The sequence below is a fragment of the Candidatus Nomurabacteria bacterium genome (assembly GCA_023898465.1).
Lineage (GTDB): Bacteria > Patescibacteriota > Patescibacteriia > HK-STAS-PATE-3 > HK-STAS-PATE-3 > HK-STAS-PATE-3.
In genome coordinates this window covers 120,811-136,104 of record CP060223.1, presented here as the reverse complement: position 1 = coordinate 136,104, position 15,294 = coordinate 120,811, and the positions used below count along the sequence as shown (strand labels likewise).

The window sequence follows — 15,294 nt, the reverse complement described above, 5'->3', positions numbered from 1 at the left end:
AGTGTTCTGATGGATCCTGTCTAGAACTATTTAGTAAGCGTAAAATTCAGCTCAGGATACACTTGGATCTCGTGAAAGTTTTTCATTGGCAGCCAATCGATTGCTTCAATTTGAGCTTTCTCATGCTGCAATGAAGTAAGTTGTTGCGGGGTCAGCACTCTCTCTATATAGCCTGCTTCTTTTTGTTCCAACACTCCGTAGCCCGGCCAAAACTTCGCAATTGAATTCTTAGTGCTACCTAGTGGAATACCATCAGAAACTTGTCTATTTACAAAAAGTAAAATCGTATCGTCACTACGCATGAATTGTTGTCGTTTGCTAATCGCGCAATAGGCATCGTGTAATATTGTGCCGTAGTGAATTTTTTCCTTCTTTTCATCCTCAGTAAGCTTCTGCCAATCCTGAACTCCATCCCAGCGAATATTCATGGCTGAGGTTTTTTCAGCAGAAGCGACTTCCTCTTTTGACATGGCCGCATATCTTTCTTCAATTATCGGAATCATTTGCTGAGCTTCATTGAAAATTTCTTCTGCATTGTTATAGAGATTGCGCACAGGTCGAATATCAACAATGAAATTATTTGGCCAATACTTTTTAAATTCTGCCAACAAACGCCTGAATGATTCTTGGTATGCATCTGTTTCTTCTCGAGATACATTGTTCATAGGTTCGACAATTACCTCATCTGAAGAAAAATACAACTCCACCCCCGGTTGATATGCGGCTAAAATTGGTGCGAGGAACTCTGAGAAATACGCCAAGGTAAAAAACTCAGCCCAGTCCACTTCTGGACTTGATGGCAAGCGCCAAAGTTTATATGCCCCAAAGGGAAAACGTAACTGTAGTGGCTTATTCTTTGGCACCGTGACAGAAAGTGCATTACGGATGCGGTCTTCTGCTTTTTGAGTTATTCTCCACTTCCGAAATTTCTTGGAAGTAAGTTTTGCGTACAAAAACTCCTCCATGCCTTTTTCTTTGAGAAGAGCGTGATCAGACTCGGTCAATGTATACTGACCGCAGGTTTCAAGTTTATGTTGTAGATACTGGCTCGGACTGGGTAGCTCCTTCATATGCTTCACTCTCTTTTACTTTAGGCGCGGGTAGCTCACTCGTTCCAATAAGTAAAATGGAAACGATGAGGATAAGAATACCTAGGCCCTGGCCAAAGCTAATGGGCTGCGGCGCGCCAAAGGGATTAAGCGCTGTCACGGCTATGAGAATACTTGTGACGGGAAACATCAACTCAGCAAAAGTGGAGACTTTCGCTGGTGTAATTCGCAAGCCACGGTAGTAGATAAGAATCGCCGCTGCTCCAGTAGTCAAACCAATAGCGACGAAGCGGAGCCAAGAAGCCCCGGAAATTTCCACCGGACTATAGCCATGATTAAGTGTTAGCATCGCGATAGCACTAATAGGAATGGCTAATAAGAAACGCAAGGAAGTCGCCTCGCTAAATGAAAGCTTCTCTAAAATCTTCTTGCTCAAAATAGTACCCGATCCCCAGGCTAAGGCAGCGCCGATAGATAAGAGAAACACTATCTCTTTACCGCTCCAGCTTAGCGAAACAGATTCGGATCCAAAAGTAACCATATAGCTACCTACTAAAGCGAGTATGGCTAAACCAATGAAACGCCATGTCACTCGCTCGCGTAAGAGAATAGCTGAGAGTAGCACCACAAAAACTGGTTGGAGTTTTTGCAGTAAGGTTGGAGTGATGAAGTCATAAGAAACAGCGCTCCGGGCAAATGCCTCGGTAAAAAGAATAGTGCCAAGCACACTACTCACTATGGTAAGTAAAATGAGTCGAAACCAATCAGCTCGATGCAATGTTTTTACTTTAGGTAGAGCTCTCCAGAAAAAAGGGAGAAGAAGGACAAAGCCTACCAGGTGCTCATAAAAAACAATGGCGGTGGAGGGAATTGACGCAGTAAGCTGTGAGCGCAGTAAACCGTCTAAGGCCCACAGCATAGCCGCAATCATTATGAGAAATGGTCCACGGAAAAAATATGGCATAGCAAAATCAGAACACTACGTATGCGAAGTATACTTGTTTTTCCTTTTTTCGCAAGCTCCCAAGGCTACTCCGACAACCCGTCTATCAAGCTTTTAATCTGTTGATAATTCGCGTCAATAATTTCCTTAGTGCGAAATTCCATAGCAAACTCCTTCATATAATCTATGGCCTTCTGTAGAGATGCCTTAGTAGGCTGGGAAAAGTCACCACTTGTTTCTGTAAACGCGCGGCGTACTATGCCTTCAGTGAAATTAGAGGTCATCTTCTTCAATGCTTCTTCACCAAAATCCTCGCCTGCAAATTGGAATTGCTTCTCAGCCACCTCTTTATGGGCTTGATAGAAACACTCCACAATAGCGTCTCGAACATCTTCTGCTGTGAACTTACTTTTCGGGTCGACCCCAAATATTTTTTCCATATAATTTTCCTCCTTATGTTATTATGCGCTCTATGAAAAAAATAGCAACTAAAACAAATAGCTCCACCCCGGTTGCCAAGCTTTCTTTTTACGCCAGTCTTCCGTAATCGCTTGCTCCCACGTTTTTCCATTCAGGAGCACTTCGAGCGCAAGTTGAGGTGCCTTGTGGGCCATAAGGGCCACATGTTTATCTGCATAGCCAGTGTTAAGCATTTCTAAAAATTCCCGCATCCGCTGCTCAACGTCATGTAAGCTCTCACCATTTGGAAATGGTTCTGCAATATGCTTGGCGTAGTCCACAAGATCCTCAGACCTCTGTGTTAAGTCACCATAGTTGCATTCACGCAAACGCTGATCTTGAATTATCTTCAACATCCCTCCAAAACCTAGCTCAGCTGAATCAACTGCCCGTTGCAAATCAGAACAAAACATGACTGCAAACTGTGACGCGTCAACCTGCTCTCCAAGATCTTTTGCTTGCCGCTTCCCTAATTCAGACAGTTGACCCGGCGCCCAACCCATACAAAGATCATGCTCATTGTCAGTTGTGGTGCCATGAACAAAGTATGTGATATATAGCATGTATTTATTTCTGGAAAGAATAAGTATCAATGACCCGCATACTGCTCGGATGACACAGCGCATTGACCTCCATGAGGGAAACTTTTTCTAAATGCACTTCGCCAAATGAACACTCTTTTAACTCCTCGACTTTGGCAAAAAAATCCTTGTTAGGAGTAGTCGTAAAACGAACAAAAGTAACATTACCAAAAATAACATTTCCAGAAGCATACACTTTATTATCTGGCACACCATTACGTCGTAGAGCTTCGCGCAGCTCAAGCACCAGATCCCGAAACTCCTCGCTCACGAATGCACGGATCGCAACGCTTGCAGGAAAGATATTTAAACCTTCAAGTCGACATTTTAGCAATGGGTATTTAGGAACTATGTTATGAAATATCTCGCGTGCTTTTTCTATGTCAGCTGAAGTATACAGAGGCGGATCAGCGACTGTCCGAATATTTTGCACCGTGACATGGAGACTACGTGCTTCAAAATACGCCTGCTGCGAGTCTACCACCTGAAGCGGAATAATGAGTGTATGATAGATTTTTTGCTGCACTGCCGGAGGCAAAAAACTCAAGCTCGTAAGCGATAAGCGCTTATCCTGAACATAGTCTTGTACCGGGTCAACTACCGATCCTTCTGCCTTTCCTTTTTTTACAGCATTTTCTACCCTTTCAAAAGCCTTTTTTTGCTCAGCATAGTAGCTCATGATTGAAGCATAGCCTTATTTCCCCTTCTGCGCTACTATCCTTTTTTGACAGAATATTGCCATCCGCTATACTCCGAATGCGCGAACTGACACCACGCCCGCGTTCTCCAACCCTGAACATACAGACGGGCACATCATTCCGCACAGATGGGTTGCCAAAGGTCGACTTATCAAGCAAACATTGGCAACTATGGATAAAAAACAAGAAGAGCAACTCGAGGACTGGAAGCGCTACCGAGAGGCTTACCCGCAACTCCCCTGGCGCGCCTGGGGCTCCTGGTACAGTTGGGGATCAGCCACGGGGCTCGGACTCTTTCTGATCTCTATCGGAGTCTTCATCCTCCTGCTCCATTTGGCTGGGCTCTACTAAGTCTCGCGTCAAAACTAAAGCCGGCCGCTCAGGTCGGTTTTGGTTTATCTACAACAACAAATACAAACCTAAGCTTAGTAAAATGATTCCGGCAATGGCATGAAGTAGGCGCAGGCGACTTTGCCGTATTTCTTCAAGCCGACTCGGTTGTAATCCGAAATATACTGCTAAGGTTAATCCCAACATCGGTAAGATAAAAATAACATTGTAGAGTATCAACCAAAGGACTGCCGCGTTTATTGATTCCGTAGAGCTCAACATACCAATAATAACAATGTAGGGACCAGAGGTGCAGGGTAAGAGAAATAAGCTTACCAAAATGCCTGCTCCAAAGGCGCTCAGCGGATGCGTGACTGAGCGAATTAATTTTTTCATCCGAGGTCGCCATGACATTGGCACTTCCATCAACACACCTTTTCCATACCAAAGCGCATCTTTGAGATTGAATAACCCGAGCAAGATTGCCATCCCGGCGGCCAGCTTTGTGACCCAAGTCGTCGCACTGGCTGCGGCAATTGCTGAATACAGACCAAAGCCCATTGCCAAATATGAAAGGAATATAGCGAAAGAAAAACTTAAGCCAGCCAGCAAGGCTCGTCGCCTGTCTTGCGAGGCAATCACTGTAGCCATAAGAATAATCAGAACAGCAAAAGCGCATGGATTGATAGCATCAACCAAGGCGGCGCCAACTACCGGAAAAAAATGAAGCTGATCGTCTCCTTGCTCTTCAGCAACATTCGGCGCTTCGGTATGAATAATTTCCGAATCCGCATAGTTTTCTATTGCCTCAATAATATACACGTCCCCAACATAATATTTAGCCCCAAGCACCATAAAGGGAACTCCTTGCTTTGACTCTGGCACGTGAAAAACTTGAAACTGCTGGGTAAGGTCGCGAGCATTTTCCGGGTCTCCATACACCTCTTTCGCTATAATACGAAAACGCTCGTCAAGATTTTCATCCTCAATATATTGCTCAACTACAGCGCAGTGCGGACAACCTTGGCCGTAAAAAAACAACAGCTCGGGCTTTTCCTGGGCTTGCGCAGTATTCGCTAGATACAATCCTCCTGTACATAATAAAATCAAAGTGAGGAGAAGTAGTACTTGGCGCATAATGTTTTCCTAACTCTTTTGGTATAGCACTCCGACGCAATAATTCAAGTGGAAAAGAAAAAGCCGCGCAGTGTCATGAGTCTAAGGAGCGTGTCGGTAGGTAGACTCACAACAAGCTGCGCGGCGGGAAAGGGGTGGGACTGCGTAACAAGGCGCTGAGCTGGCGGCAGTGGACTCAACACCCGTTCCACCATGACGCAGTCCCACGTTGATTAATGTGCTGTGCTACTCTAGTTGAAAAAAGAGGTGTAGTCAAGAAACACACCCACACTTGACACCTACTTTTATGCAGTGTACCTTAGGCACTACCGCTTGCGTTCTCTGAACAAAAGCGAGGGACAAGACTCGATGCAATCCACAAGGAGACGCACGATGAAGATCCCGAAACTGGCTCGTCGGTTCTGCAATAGCGCCTAACTCCCCTACGTACGGGGAACAATGGCGCTCGCGCAGATCTGTGCGAGCTTCTCTCGGCGGCTGGATCTCCTAGATTCAGCCGCCTCTTCTTCTTTGGTGTATGAAAAAACCGCGCAGTCTGGTTCTTGCGACATGGGCGGGAGCCGCATGAGGAGGTGCAAGTTGAGACTGCGCGGTATGAGTAATGATAAGCTGACTCTGAACGGCTCGGGGAAGAAAGCCAGAATCTGAGCTGATCATCACTCAATACGAAAGAACGGTATCTAGAGCCTAGCAAGATACCTATAGTGAGGCAAGCTTATTCAGTCGCGCCGCTTTGCTGACGCCACAACGCTGCATACAATCCGCCAGCTTGGACCAATTCCTCATGCTTACCCTGCTCAACAATCTTCCCCTTCTCTAAAACATAAATGCGATCAGCGTGAGCAACTGTTGAGAGTCGATGCGCAATCAATAAAGTCATGCGCTGATTATTTTCTTTTCCGAGCTCCTGGATAGTCTGGGTGATTTCTTTTTCAGTCAGGGAATCAAGGCTGCTGGTAGCTTCATCAAAAATGAGGAGCTCTGGATTACGCAACAGTGCCCGTGCAATGGCTAGACGTTGACGCTCGCCACCGGAAAGTTTCAAACCACCTTCGCCGATCTTTGTGTCTAGCCCTTGCTTGCCTCGCTCAATAATATTCATGGCCGCGGCTTTTTTAAGCGCCTCCAAACACGTAACCTCATCAGCCTCGGGCTGGACAAACTGCAAATTCTCACGGATGGTCCCGGCAAAAAGTTGCGTCTCCTGCCCGACAAAACCAATTTTCTTCCGCAGCTCATCAATCTGAATAGCCGATCCGGGTATATCATTATAACGAAGTTGTCCTTGGCTTGGTTGGTATAAACCCAAGACTAATTTCATGAGCGTCGTCTTACCCGAGCCAGACGGACCGACAAAAGCAATGGTTTCACCCGAGTGAACCTCCGCGTGAATATGCTCGACTGAACTCACGCTATTAGATTGATATTGAAATACTACATTGTCAAAAATAATTGACTGCAGCGCATTCAGTGAAACCGGCTGCTCGGGCTTAGGCGCCTCGGGCATGGCTAGAATCTCCTGCAGCTTTTCACTGCTGGCCCGAGCTTCTTGGAAATCAGTTATAACAGTGCCAAGCTCAGTCAACGGTTGAAATACAAAGAAGGAATAAATAAATAAACTTAGAAATTCGCCAATGGAAATGTTGCCTTGGTAGATAAGCCAAAGCATAAGCAGGATGAGTCCGGATCGTAAAGCATTCAATAAAGTGCCTTGCACAAAACTCAGCGCTCGGACGAGGCGCACTTTTTTAAGCTCCAAATCAAGAATGCGATCATTCACTTGATTCAATCGACTCACTTCTTGCTCTTCCAATCCCAAGCTCTTTACTAACTCAACATTGCGCAATGTTTCCGTGGTGGACCCAGATAATGCGGCGGTCTCTGTCACAATAGCTGACTGCGCCTTCTTAATACGACGACTAAGCGTTAACACAGAGAAAGCAATCGTCGGAATAATGAGCGTATAGACCAAACCAACCAGCCAATGCACAAAAAAGGCATAGACAAGTACAAAGAGCATTCCGATGACTGACAAGAAAACCACATTTACAAAACTACGAATCACCTTTTCAATGTCGGTCTTTGCCTTCTGCATCTTTTGAAGCAGCTCACCGGAACGCTGGTCCTCAAACACGGCAAAAGGCAATGCAAAGGCATATCCTACACTCTGTGCGTAAAGATTGGTACTTACTCTCTGACTAATAACATTGACGTAATAATCCTGGAAGCTTCTCGCGACTAGAGAAATAAACGCAACGCCGATAATGCCGAGCGCCCACAGGAAAGCTCCTCGGAAAAAGTCAGGTGAACTATATTCCTCTGGTCGACTGGCATAGCGATCAACTAGGATTCTGAATATCTGGGGATCAAGTAAGGAAAAAACCTGATTAATAGCTGCAAGCACAAGCGCGCTAATAGCAATCTTTTTGTATTGTTTGAGGGCACGAAAGAAAATTTCCATATGTGCACGCTAGCAGTTTTCCCTAAGCTTAGTCAATGAAAAAGCCGCCAACAAAATGCTGACGGCTCGTACGCGCTTCATGCGGAGGGAGCATCGATACGGTAAATCGGATGCTGACCCCAGCGAATCCACCTTCCGACCTGGACACCGACCTCGCAAGGGCCTGAAACTTCCTCGACACGTCTTCCGTTGACCTCCATTTCTCCAACCACAATACACAACCTTCGTCTCCTGCTCGCCTCGAATTCGATCACATCACCAACCTTGACCATAGCACCTGGATCCAAGGAAAGCGCCGCTACTTTCAGCTGAGAATAGTAGTAAACGCTCCGACCAACAGGCACTCGTGCTCCAGGAGCCTCTCTCACAACTTGAGCTGCCGGACGTACCCCACATATATGCATCCCCAACCTCCTGTTACTCTGAAATGCAAAGAACAAAAAACTAGCCTTCTTTACATACTCCTTAAGAAGGAAGTCGTCAAGCAAAAATGTCAGCGTTTCCTGTCCCGCTTAAAAAGATACCTTACATTCCAGTGTGGTATGGGACTTTTTCTAATAAAAATGCCGCTATACAAATCCCCTCAACTGTACTACAGTCGAGTTGGACCAAACAGGTCCACACCATCTCTGAAACACAGAGAAGGCGTCCACGCGGCAGTTGGGCTTGTCTCAACTGCCGTCTTTTTAACTCATTTTAGATCTCGAATTCGTCGCCGCTTTCTAAAACCTGAAAAGCAATATGCTGCTCCTCAAGCTTCATCTTTGCTACATTGTAGTACACGCCGTGACGCATAAAGTCTTTGAGAAAGGCGTCGTGAATTGGAATAACTGTTTTTGCGCCAACCGCTTTTGCATATTCCACTGTTTCGGTCAGCTTGGCCCAGGGCGCGACGACTGGTAAGGCGAGCACTTCGCAGCTAATATCACTTGCCTCATAGGAATCACCTGGATGCAATAATCTACTATTAATAAGATATGCAAAGTTGTCTGGCACAGGTAAAGGTAGAGGACCGTGACTTCGTGCAAAGCCCTTTACATGAAAACCAACCACCTCCCTTTCTTCACCATCCTGTAGAAGTGTATGAGCGATTCCTTCCTCATCAAGCAGCTTACCAATTGCTGCATGGGTGATAATCTCGCAATCGCCTAGGTTTTTAAAAGCGCGTAGTGCTTCGGGAAAGTAATGATCCTGATGTTCGTGCGTGATTAGTATTGCATCCACTGCACCTACTTCTTCAGCTTTTATCCCCTCATCTCCAAAAGAAAACTTGCCCGGATCAATCAACAAGCGCTTTCCATTTTCTTCAATGAGGAGACAGGAATGAAGATACTTTTTAATTTTCATTGGTGTCCCTCTCAATAACAAGCTTAAACATGTCGAGAAATTCTGGTTGGAATGGCTCACCTTTCTTAGCCATTGCTAAGACTTCTTCGGGCTTATGCCAAACAACTTCGGCCACTTCAATTGCCTCAAGCTCAAATGGTCCCTCGTGCTTGGCAAGATAAACACCAATACGACGACGAATATCTCGATCTGGCACGGTGTACCAAGTTGTTAAGGCATTTTCTAAAGGTGCTTCAATGCCTAGCTCTTTCTTGCACTCCACGTGCAGCCGCATCGTCATATGACTCGCCTTTTTGACTGTCCACTGGCCGAGGAGCTCCAGTGGCCCGGGAGAAAGCTCTCACCACTTCACTGCGTTTCTGAATGGCAAACTGGCCTTGGCTATTTTGCACAAACACATGCACGATACGACAAGTAAGGCTCCTTATCATACAACTCTTGCCGAGTTGTTTGGCCTGACATTTCGTCCTTTCGTTGATAATATCGAGTAGTTCATGTTGCATACATATTTATATAATAACTCTCTAATCAACACCTTCGACTATCTCGTATCGAAAAAATAAAAGTATGAGAAAAAGATCTGTAAATAGTGTTCCGGAATTATTAACGTCTTTCTTAAAGTTTTTAACGTCAAGAATATTAATTTTTGCAAAAACCTCATTATACTTCAACTTCTTTATCATGCTGGAATCAGGATATCGAAATAAGGTGTTCTCAGTATCTTTTAATAATTTTTGAGAAAGTCCACGATCTTTCAAAAGTTTAAATTGCTGTAGTACTCCACCATCACTCGAATTTCCCTCCATCCGTTCCTCCATGTGTCTAGATAATACGTATCATACTTACCTTTTGATTTACTTAGTCTGCTTTGAAGCCAAATATCTACAAACGATATTATCCAACTTCCTTATAACACCTTCGACTATTATTAAATTGCTTAATGTATTGTGTTGTCTTTTAACTTTTTGATCTAATATCTCCATTGTCATTTTTACAAACAACTCTAATGAATGTTTAATGTTAAAAAGAATTGATGGAGATAAAAATCAATATTCAATCGTTTATCTTTATGAGTTTTTGATTGTAAAATAACATCACACCCAGCCCCTGCAAGTGAAAATTAAAAGATCGTGCAAATTTCAGCCAATCCATGCCGAATATTTTAATATTTCCGGATTCTTCCATTTTAGGTATTAAAAGAATCTTATAGAATTCTTTCTTCTTCTGTGGATCCAGTCGCATCTGGTAAAACCTGGAACAAGTCTCGCGCTCAGTAAACATAATCATTACACGCGAGAAGTCTTCAAAAGTAATAAGCTGGTCTTCTATTTTTCTCCCCCGTCCAATTGTGGTTCGCCTGCCTTCTGACAATTACGAGCAATAAAGCAATGTAATGACCAGATACTCTTTCGATAGGGTGAATATGATTTCCTAATTGCCAATTCCGGTTGGAATGGCTCGCCTTTCTTGGCCATTGCTAAGACTTCTTCAGGCTCATGCCAAACAACTTCAGCCACTTCAATTGCCTCAAGCTCAAAAGGTCCCTCGTGCTTAGCAAGGTAAACGCCAATACGACGGCGGATATTTCGGTCTGGCACGGTGTACCAAGTTGTTAAGGCATTTTCTAAAGGTGCTTCAATGCCTAACTCTTCTTGCAGTTCACGTGCAGCCGCTTCGTCATATGACTCGCCTTTTTTGACATGTCCACTGGCCGAGGAGCTCCAGTGGCCCGGGAGAAAGCTCACCACTTCACTGCGTTTCTGAATGGCAAACTGGCCTTGGCTATTTTGCACAAACACATGCACGATGCGACAAGTAAGGCCCTTATCATACAACTCTTGCCGAGTTGCTTGGCCTATTACCTCGTCCTCTTCATTGATAATATCGAGTAGTTCGTGTTGCATCTTAAACTGCCTCCGGGTCAGCTTGCATCATCCCAAAAATATTTCCTTCGGTGTCTTTGCAATATGCCATCCAGCCCACTCCGGGCACGGCCATTTTTTGCAATTCGACATGTCCACCATGTTGCTTCACTTTCTCTATATACGCATCAACATTCGGCACATCAATAGTACACACAAAGGCGATCACCGCATCATGCTGGCTTAATTCACCCTGACGCCTAAAAATTGCGCCATTGATACCGGCTTGCGTATCTGCACCGGTGTTTACTAGCCAGTACTCTTCTGGACCATCCCACTTCTGTATATCCCAATCAAAAACGCGTGCATAAAACTGCGCAGCTCGTTCTGGATCACTGGCATGAATTTCAAAATGAATGACTCGTGGCATATTTTCATCACAACTTTAACACATTTTTATCGCTCAGGCCAGCCATGACAAGCTTAAAAATATGTGCTACAATCGGCGCGCAATGCATACGGGACACGAATGGAATCCTCACAAACACTGGTGGCAACATCCGGTTTTACGGCGTGATGAAGATGAAAATCAAGAGCGTCGAGCAACGTGATTAGAGCTATTTTTTGACCTTGTTTTTGTTGCGGCAATCAGAGAGCTTATCCATGCTCTCGCTGACCAGCCAGACTGGAGCGGCGTACTTCGCTTTGTTTTACTCTTTATCCCAATCTGGTGGGTTTGGATTGGACACACGCTCTACAACGATCGCTTTGAGACAGACGATGTGAGTCACAAGCTCCTGACCTTCCTGATGATGCTGCCGATCGCTGGATTGGCAATATTTGCACGCGATGGACTCGATAGTACCGCATTTGGCTTCGGGGTCTCATATATTCTTGCCCGACTTGTACTCATCTTCCTTTGGATACGGGGCGGATATCATAATCCAGAAATCCGAAAAACTACCGGTATCTATTCCATTGGCTTCAGCACCTCAGTTATCCTGTGGACCATTTCACTCTTTGTCCCAGCCCCACTCCAACTTATATTACGAGGACTTGGACTCGCTATCGACCTGTTTACTCCAGCGCTTACCTTTGGAGAGCAAAGCAAGCTTCCACGCTTCAGCAACTCTCATCTACCTGAACGTTTTGGTTTATTAGTGATTATTGTCCTAGGTGAGACCATTATCGCAACAGCAGAAAAAATTGCTGACCTTCCTGTTATGACTACTCACTCTCTCCTCATTGGCGGTCTAGGAATGTTACTCGCATTTGGATTATGGTGGCTCTACTTCAATACCATACCGGTACGCCGAGTGAGACAGAACGAATGGGTTAAGGCAGCTTGGGGCTATGGACATTTGCCCTTGCATATCGGCACTGGCGCAATTGGAGCTGCCATGTTAGCCATCATTGCAAATGGGGCTAATCTCCTGCGCAGCGAAATCATATGGCTCCTCTGTGGCGGAGCAGCTATTACTCTCCTCTTTAATGGCTTACTAGAGCTGACTCTGGTGCCTGACCAACACGATGTTGAGCATAAAAAAAGCGATCGCGGCATTCGCTTTGGTGGCGCACTGCTTATTATCCTCGTAGGAACTTTTGCTCCACGACTTGGTGCCACTTTCTTCCTTCTCGCACTTAGCCTACTCATGCTGGGACAAGTTATTCATGGAATCGTACATCGCTACGACGATCCGGAATGCGAATAATAATTCCTAAATTCTAAGTTCGAATCTCGAAACAAAAACTATATCTAAACATGCTTCCCAAAGTAATTTGGCGTATTTTGAAGTTCTTATTTAGAATTTGCTTAGTATTTCGGTATTGAGGTTTCGAAGTTTATCCGTACTTACTGAGCAATGCATAGCTCTTCACATCAGCCAGGACGAGAGCAACAACGATAAGAGCAAATACTAACCATTGAAGTTTTTTTGGCAACCATACCAGGAGACCCAGACTAAGCAGCGCACTAAAAACGGGCAGGACAGCAAAGAGATAACGCCCTTGTGGCTGATAAAAACTCAAGCTATACCAGAACACACCGACAAAAACACTCAGCGCGCCCAAACAAAGTATCCAGATCGCTTGCATTCGAGGCTGCCATTTTTCACTCCAATGCTGGAAGGTGTAGCGCAGAAAACCAATCGCCCCCATCATGAGACCTAGCTTGATAAAAAGATAAAAAATCCCAGGCAGGGCAATATTAAAATAGGCAAATCTCGCCCAAAAACTTTCAACCAGGGTAACTAGCCACTGCCATACACCTGAAGGGCTAAGAAAATTTCGATGCTGCTCAGCATACCACAAATCATGCTGCACTTGATGTACCGTCGGATCACCGTAGATAAGAGTATTTCGAGTCAGCCACCAAAGCATAATCAGAAGGGCGGGTATCCAATACAACGCTACACGTTTACGCTCTGAGATGGGCACTCGGAAAAAATGCACAAGACCAAGAAGCGCGACTAATGGCCAGAGTGATGCTTTTGTGAGAAACATTGCCGCAGCTAAAAGCACCATCCAAACATTGGTAGATTTTTTTAATAAAACACTTTGTCGCGTAAAAAGAAAAACAATGGCAAAGACCCATGCTGCACCCAGAAGATTTGTGAGCGCATCATTATTAATCACGCTGCTCATGAAAAGAAACTGAGGATTTAGGGCCACAAAAACCGTGGCGAGGTAGGCAAGGAGTCGACGGGTTGGGAGGAGTCGGCGAATTGCCGCATAGGTCAGCAAGACCACACCACTACTGAGTATAAGCGACCAAAAACGAAGTGCTAGTACCTGCGCCCGCTCTGACCAATGCTGGGTCAAAGAAAAGACTGGCTGACTCAGCCAATAGTACAAGGGTGGTTGATGCGCCTCCTTATTTGGTGAATCAGCCGAGAGCACCGGCAATAACCCGGTCTCATGCACGTATTGCACATATAAATAATGCCCTCGCTCATCTGGGGCGTTAAAGGTAGAAGTTTGTATTGCAAAACCTACACCGAAAAGGAAGAAGAGGCAGGTAAGGATAACTATAAATGAATGCTTCCACATATTTTTAATCTTTCCAATTCCACCATTTCAATTTTTCTACATCGTGACGAGTATGACTCGCGTAATACACTGCACAACGAAATACATAGAGTATACAACGATCAATTGGCGCTCCTTGCTGACGCTGCAGGTTTTCATAAAGTTGTTCCGGGTTTTGCCGGCGCAAATCTTCTACCTTATGGATGTTTAATTCGTGTAAATCCTTTGCAATACTTTTTCCTACACCGGGGATTTCTAGCAACACGTCCTTCGGCAATGTGCGAGGCATTATTGTGCTAAGCGATAATACGCGTGAAGTGCACCATCCACCATCGCCAGAGAAACCAATCGATCTCCCTGCTTATTGGTAATAATCTTCAATGCTTGATCAATCGTACTTTTGGCCAGCGTTTCAAAAACGCTATTGAGAATTCCGGCACCCTCAACTCTCGCATTACGTACAACTAATTCCTTTTGAGAATCACCTACCACAATTTGCGCTTCGAGAGTTTGTCCTCCCTCCCAGCGCATACGTAAAATGCCGAGGCTGTCTTGGATCTCTATATGTGCATCAGCTAAAGTATTTCCCTGACTACTCTGTCCAATCTGTTCTTGTAAACGGTTATTCAATTCTTCCTCACTCAAACGTACTCGAACAGTATTTTCGGGTTGACTCGTACTCTCACCTAAGACGTTTTGCTCCTGAGTGTCTGTTTCGCTTGAGGATGTGGAAGTGTCAAAAGCTTGCTGCACGATTACTACTAGAGCGGTCAACACAAAGAGCGAAAGGACGAGTTTCCGCCAGCTCCCTTTTTTCTTTTTTACTACCTGGGTTTCTGGACTTGCTTCTACGCGCATATCCATATCCTAGCCGAGCGGGACCTGTTTGTCGAATTTTACTCTGTATTTTCGCCTTGCCAAATAGGTAATTTTTCGCTAGGATTGTCCCGTTACAAATCACGCAACCTGGAGAGGTCGCATAGTGGCCTAGTGCGCTTGCTTGTCCCGCGGGGCGGGATGCCGCTCCGCGGCAGAAAGCAAAATGTATGTTTATAACATATATTCTACAAAGCGAAAAAACAGGAAGGTATTATATAGGCCATTGTGAAAATATATCCACAAGAATAATTGAGCACAATGCGTCTCGTGTTCGATCAACGAAGTCTGGAGTTCCCTGGAAATAATATATGCGGAAAAGTATGGAACAAGGAGCGAGGCACGAAAAGCAGAGTTAAGAATAAAGAAATACAAAGGCGGTGTGCAATTTCACGCCTTACTGAACGGCACGATAAGAAAAAAATAATTCGTGGAGAGGTCGCATAGTGGCCTAGTGCGCTTGCTTGGAAAGCAAGTAAGGGTGAAAGCCCTTCGGGAGTTCGAATCTCCCCCTCTCCGCCATA

Annotated in this window: 15 protein-coding genes, 1 tRNA gene and 1 pseudogene; 3 read left to right on the top strand and 14 right to left on the bottom strand. The window is 45.0% G+C overall.

Annotated features, from left to right (window positions below; genetic code table 11):
* Positions 1-26: 26 nt before the first annotated feature.
* The 11 genes from H6760_00595 to H6760_00545 form a co-directional block, all read right to left on the bottom strand.
* Positions 27-1,070, bottom strand: a complete 1,044-nt coding sequence (locus tag H6760_00595; protein USN53656.1) for an L-tyrosine/L-tryptophan isonitrile synthase family protein — start codon at positions 1,068-1,070, stop codon at positions 27-29.
* Positions 1,030-2,013 carry an EamA family transporter gene (locus tag H6760_00590; protein USN53655.1) on the bottom strand — a complete coding sequence of 328 codons (984 nt, stop codon included), beginning with the start codon at positions 2,011-2,013 and terminating at the stop codon, positions 1,030-1,032. The genes H6760_00595 and H6760_00590 overlap by 41 nt, the downstream gene beginning before the upstream one ends.
* A gap of 65 nt (positions 2,014-2,078) precedes the next feature.
* Positions 2,079-2,432 carry a hypothetical protein gene (locus H6760_00585; GenBank protein ID USN53654.1) on the bottom strand — a complete coding sequence of 118 codons (354 nt, stop codon included), beginning with the start codon at positions 2,430-2,432 and terminating at the stop codon, positions 2,079-2,081.
* A gap of 48 nt (positions 2,433-2,480) precedes the next feature.
* Positions 2,481-3,014 (bottom strand): histidine phosphatase family protein, encoded by a 534-nt coding sequence (locus H6760_00580; protein ID USN53653.1) that lies wholly within the window; start codon positions 3,012-3,014, stop codon positions 2,481-2,483.
* Between the two features lie 4 nt (positions 3,015-3,018).
* Positions 3,019-3,711 (bottom strand): hypothetical protein, encoded by a 693-nt coding sequence (locus H6760_00575; protein USN53652.1) that lies wholly within the window; start codon positions 3,709-3,711, stop codon positions 3,019-3,021.
* Positions 3,712-4,129: 418 nt separating this feature from the next.
* On the bottom strand, positions 4,130-5,197 hold the full coding sequence (locus H6760_00570; GenBank protein USN53651.1) for a hypothetical protein: 1,068 nt from the start codon (positions 5,195-5,197) through the stop codon (positions 4,130-4,132).
* A 715-nt stretch (positions 5,198-5,912) separates the two neighbouring features.
* Positions 5,913-7,658, bottom strand: coding sequence for an ABC transporter ATP-binding protein (locus H6760_00565; protein USN53650.1), 1,746 nt, complete (start codon positions 7,656-7,658; stop codon positions 5,913-5,915).
* A 696-nt stretch (positions 7,659-8,354) separates the two neighbouring features.
* Entirely contained in the window at positions 8,355-9,005 is a 651-nt protein-coding gene (locus tag H6760_00560; GenBank protein ID USN53649.1) for an MBL fold metallo-hydrolase, read from the bottom strand.
* A complete protein-coding gene (locus H6760_00555; GenBank protein ID USN53648.1) occupies positions 8,995-9,285 on the bottom strand; it encodes a hypothetical protein in 291 nt (96 codons plus the stop codon). Before H6760_00555 ends, H6760_00560 begins: the two co-directional genes overlap by 11 nt.
* 1,045 nt (positions 9,286-10,330) lie before the next feature.
* The gene (locus tag H6760_00550) at positions 10,331-10,909 is read right to left on the bottom strand and encodes an NUDIX domain-containing protein (protein USN53647.1); all 579 of its coding nucleotides are present in this window, start codon (positions 10,907-10,909) and stop codon (positions 10,331-10,333) included.
* A gap of 1 nt (position 10,910) precedes the next feature.
* The gene (locus H6760_00545) at positions 10,911-11,297 is read right to left on the bottom strand and encodes a VOC family protein (GenBank protein USN53646.1); all 387 of its coding nucleotides are present in this window, start codon (positions 11,295-11,297) and stop codon (positions 10,911-10,913) included.
* 217 nt (positions 11,298-11,514) lie between these two features.
* Here H6760_00545 and H6760_00540 point away from each other — a divergent pair, with 217 nt between their 5' ends.
* Positions 11,515-12,579: a low temperature requirement protein A gene (locus H6760_00540; GenBank protein ID USN54049.1), complete on the top strand. Its 1,065-nt coding sequence runs from the start codon at positions 11,515-11,517 to the stop codon at positions 12,577-12,579.
* Between the two features lie 130 nt (positions 12,580-12,709).
* Here the strand turns inward: H6760_00540 and H6760_00535 are convergent, their stop codons facing one another.
* From H6760_00535 to H6760_00525, 3 genes are read right to left on the bottom strand one after another with little or no spacing between them, the layout of a single operon-like run.
* Entirely contained in the window at positions 12,710-13,915 is a 1,206-nt protein-coding gene (locus H6760_00535; GenBank protein ID USN53645.1) for a hypothetical protein, read from the bottom strand.
* 4 nt (positions 13,916-13,919) lie between these two features.
* Entirely contained in the window at positions 13,920-14,183 is a 264-nt protein-coding gene (locus tag H6760_00530) for a TfoX/Sxy family DNA transformation protein (protein ID USN53644.1), read from the bottom strand.
* Positions 14,183-14,752: a hypothetical protein gene (locus H6760_00525; protein USN53643.1), complete on the bottom strand. Its 570-nt coding sequence runs from the start codon at positions 14,750-14,752 to the stop codon at positions 14,183-14,185. Before H6760_00525 ends, H6760_00530 begins: the two co-directional genes overlap by 1 nt.
* A 188-nt stretch (positions 14,753-14,940) precedes the next feature.
* Between H6760_00525 and H6760_00520 the strand changes: the two are divergent.
* Positions 14,941-15,197, top strand: a pseudogene (locus tag H6760_00520) (GIY-YIG nuclease family protein).
* Positions 15,198-15,202: 5 nt separating this feature from the next.
* A tRNA-Ser gene (locus H6760_00515) sits at positions 15,203-15,292 on the top strand.
* Positions 15,293-15,294: the final 2 nt, after the last annotated feature.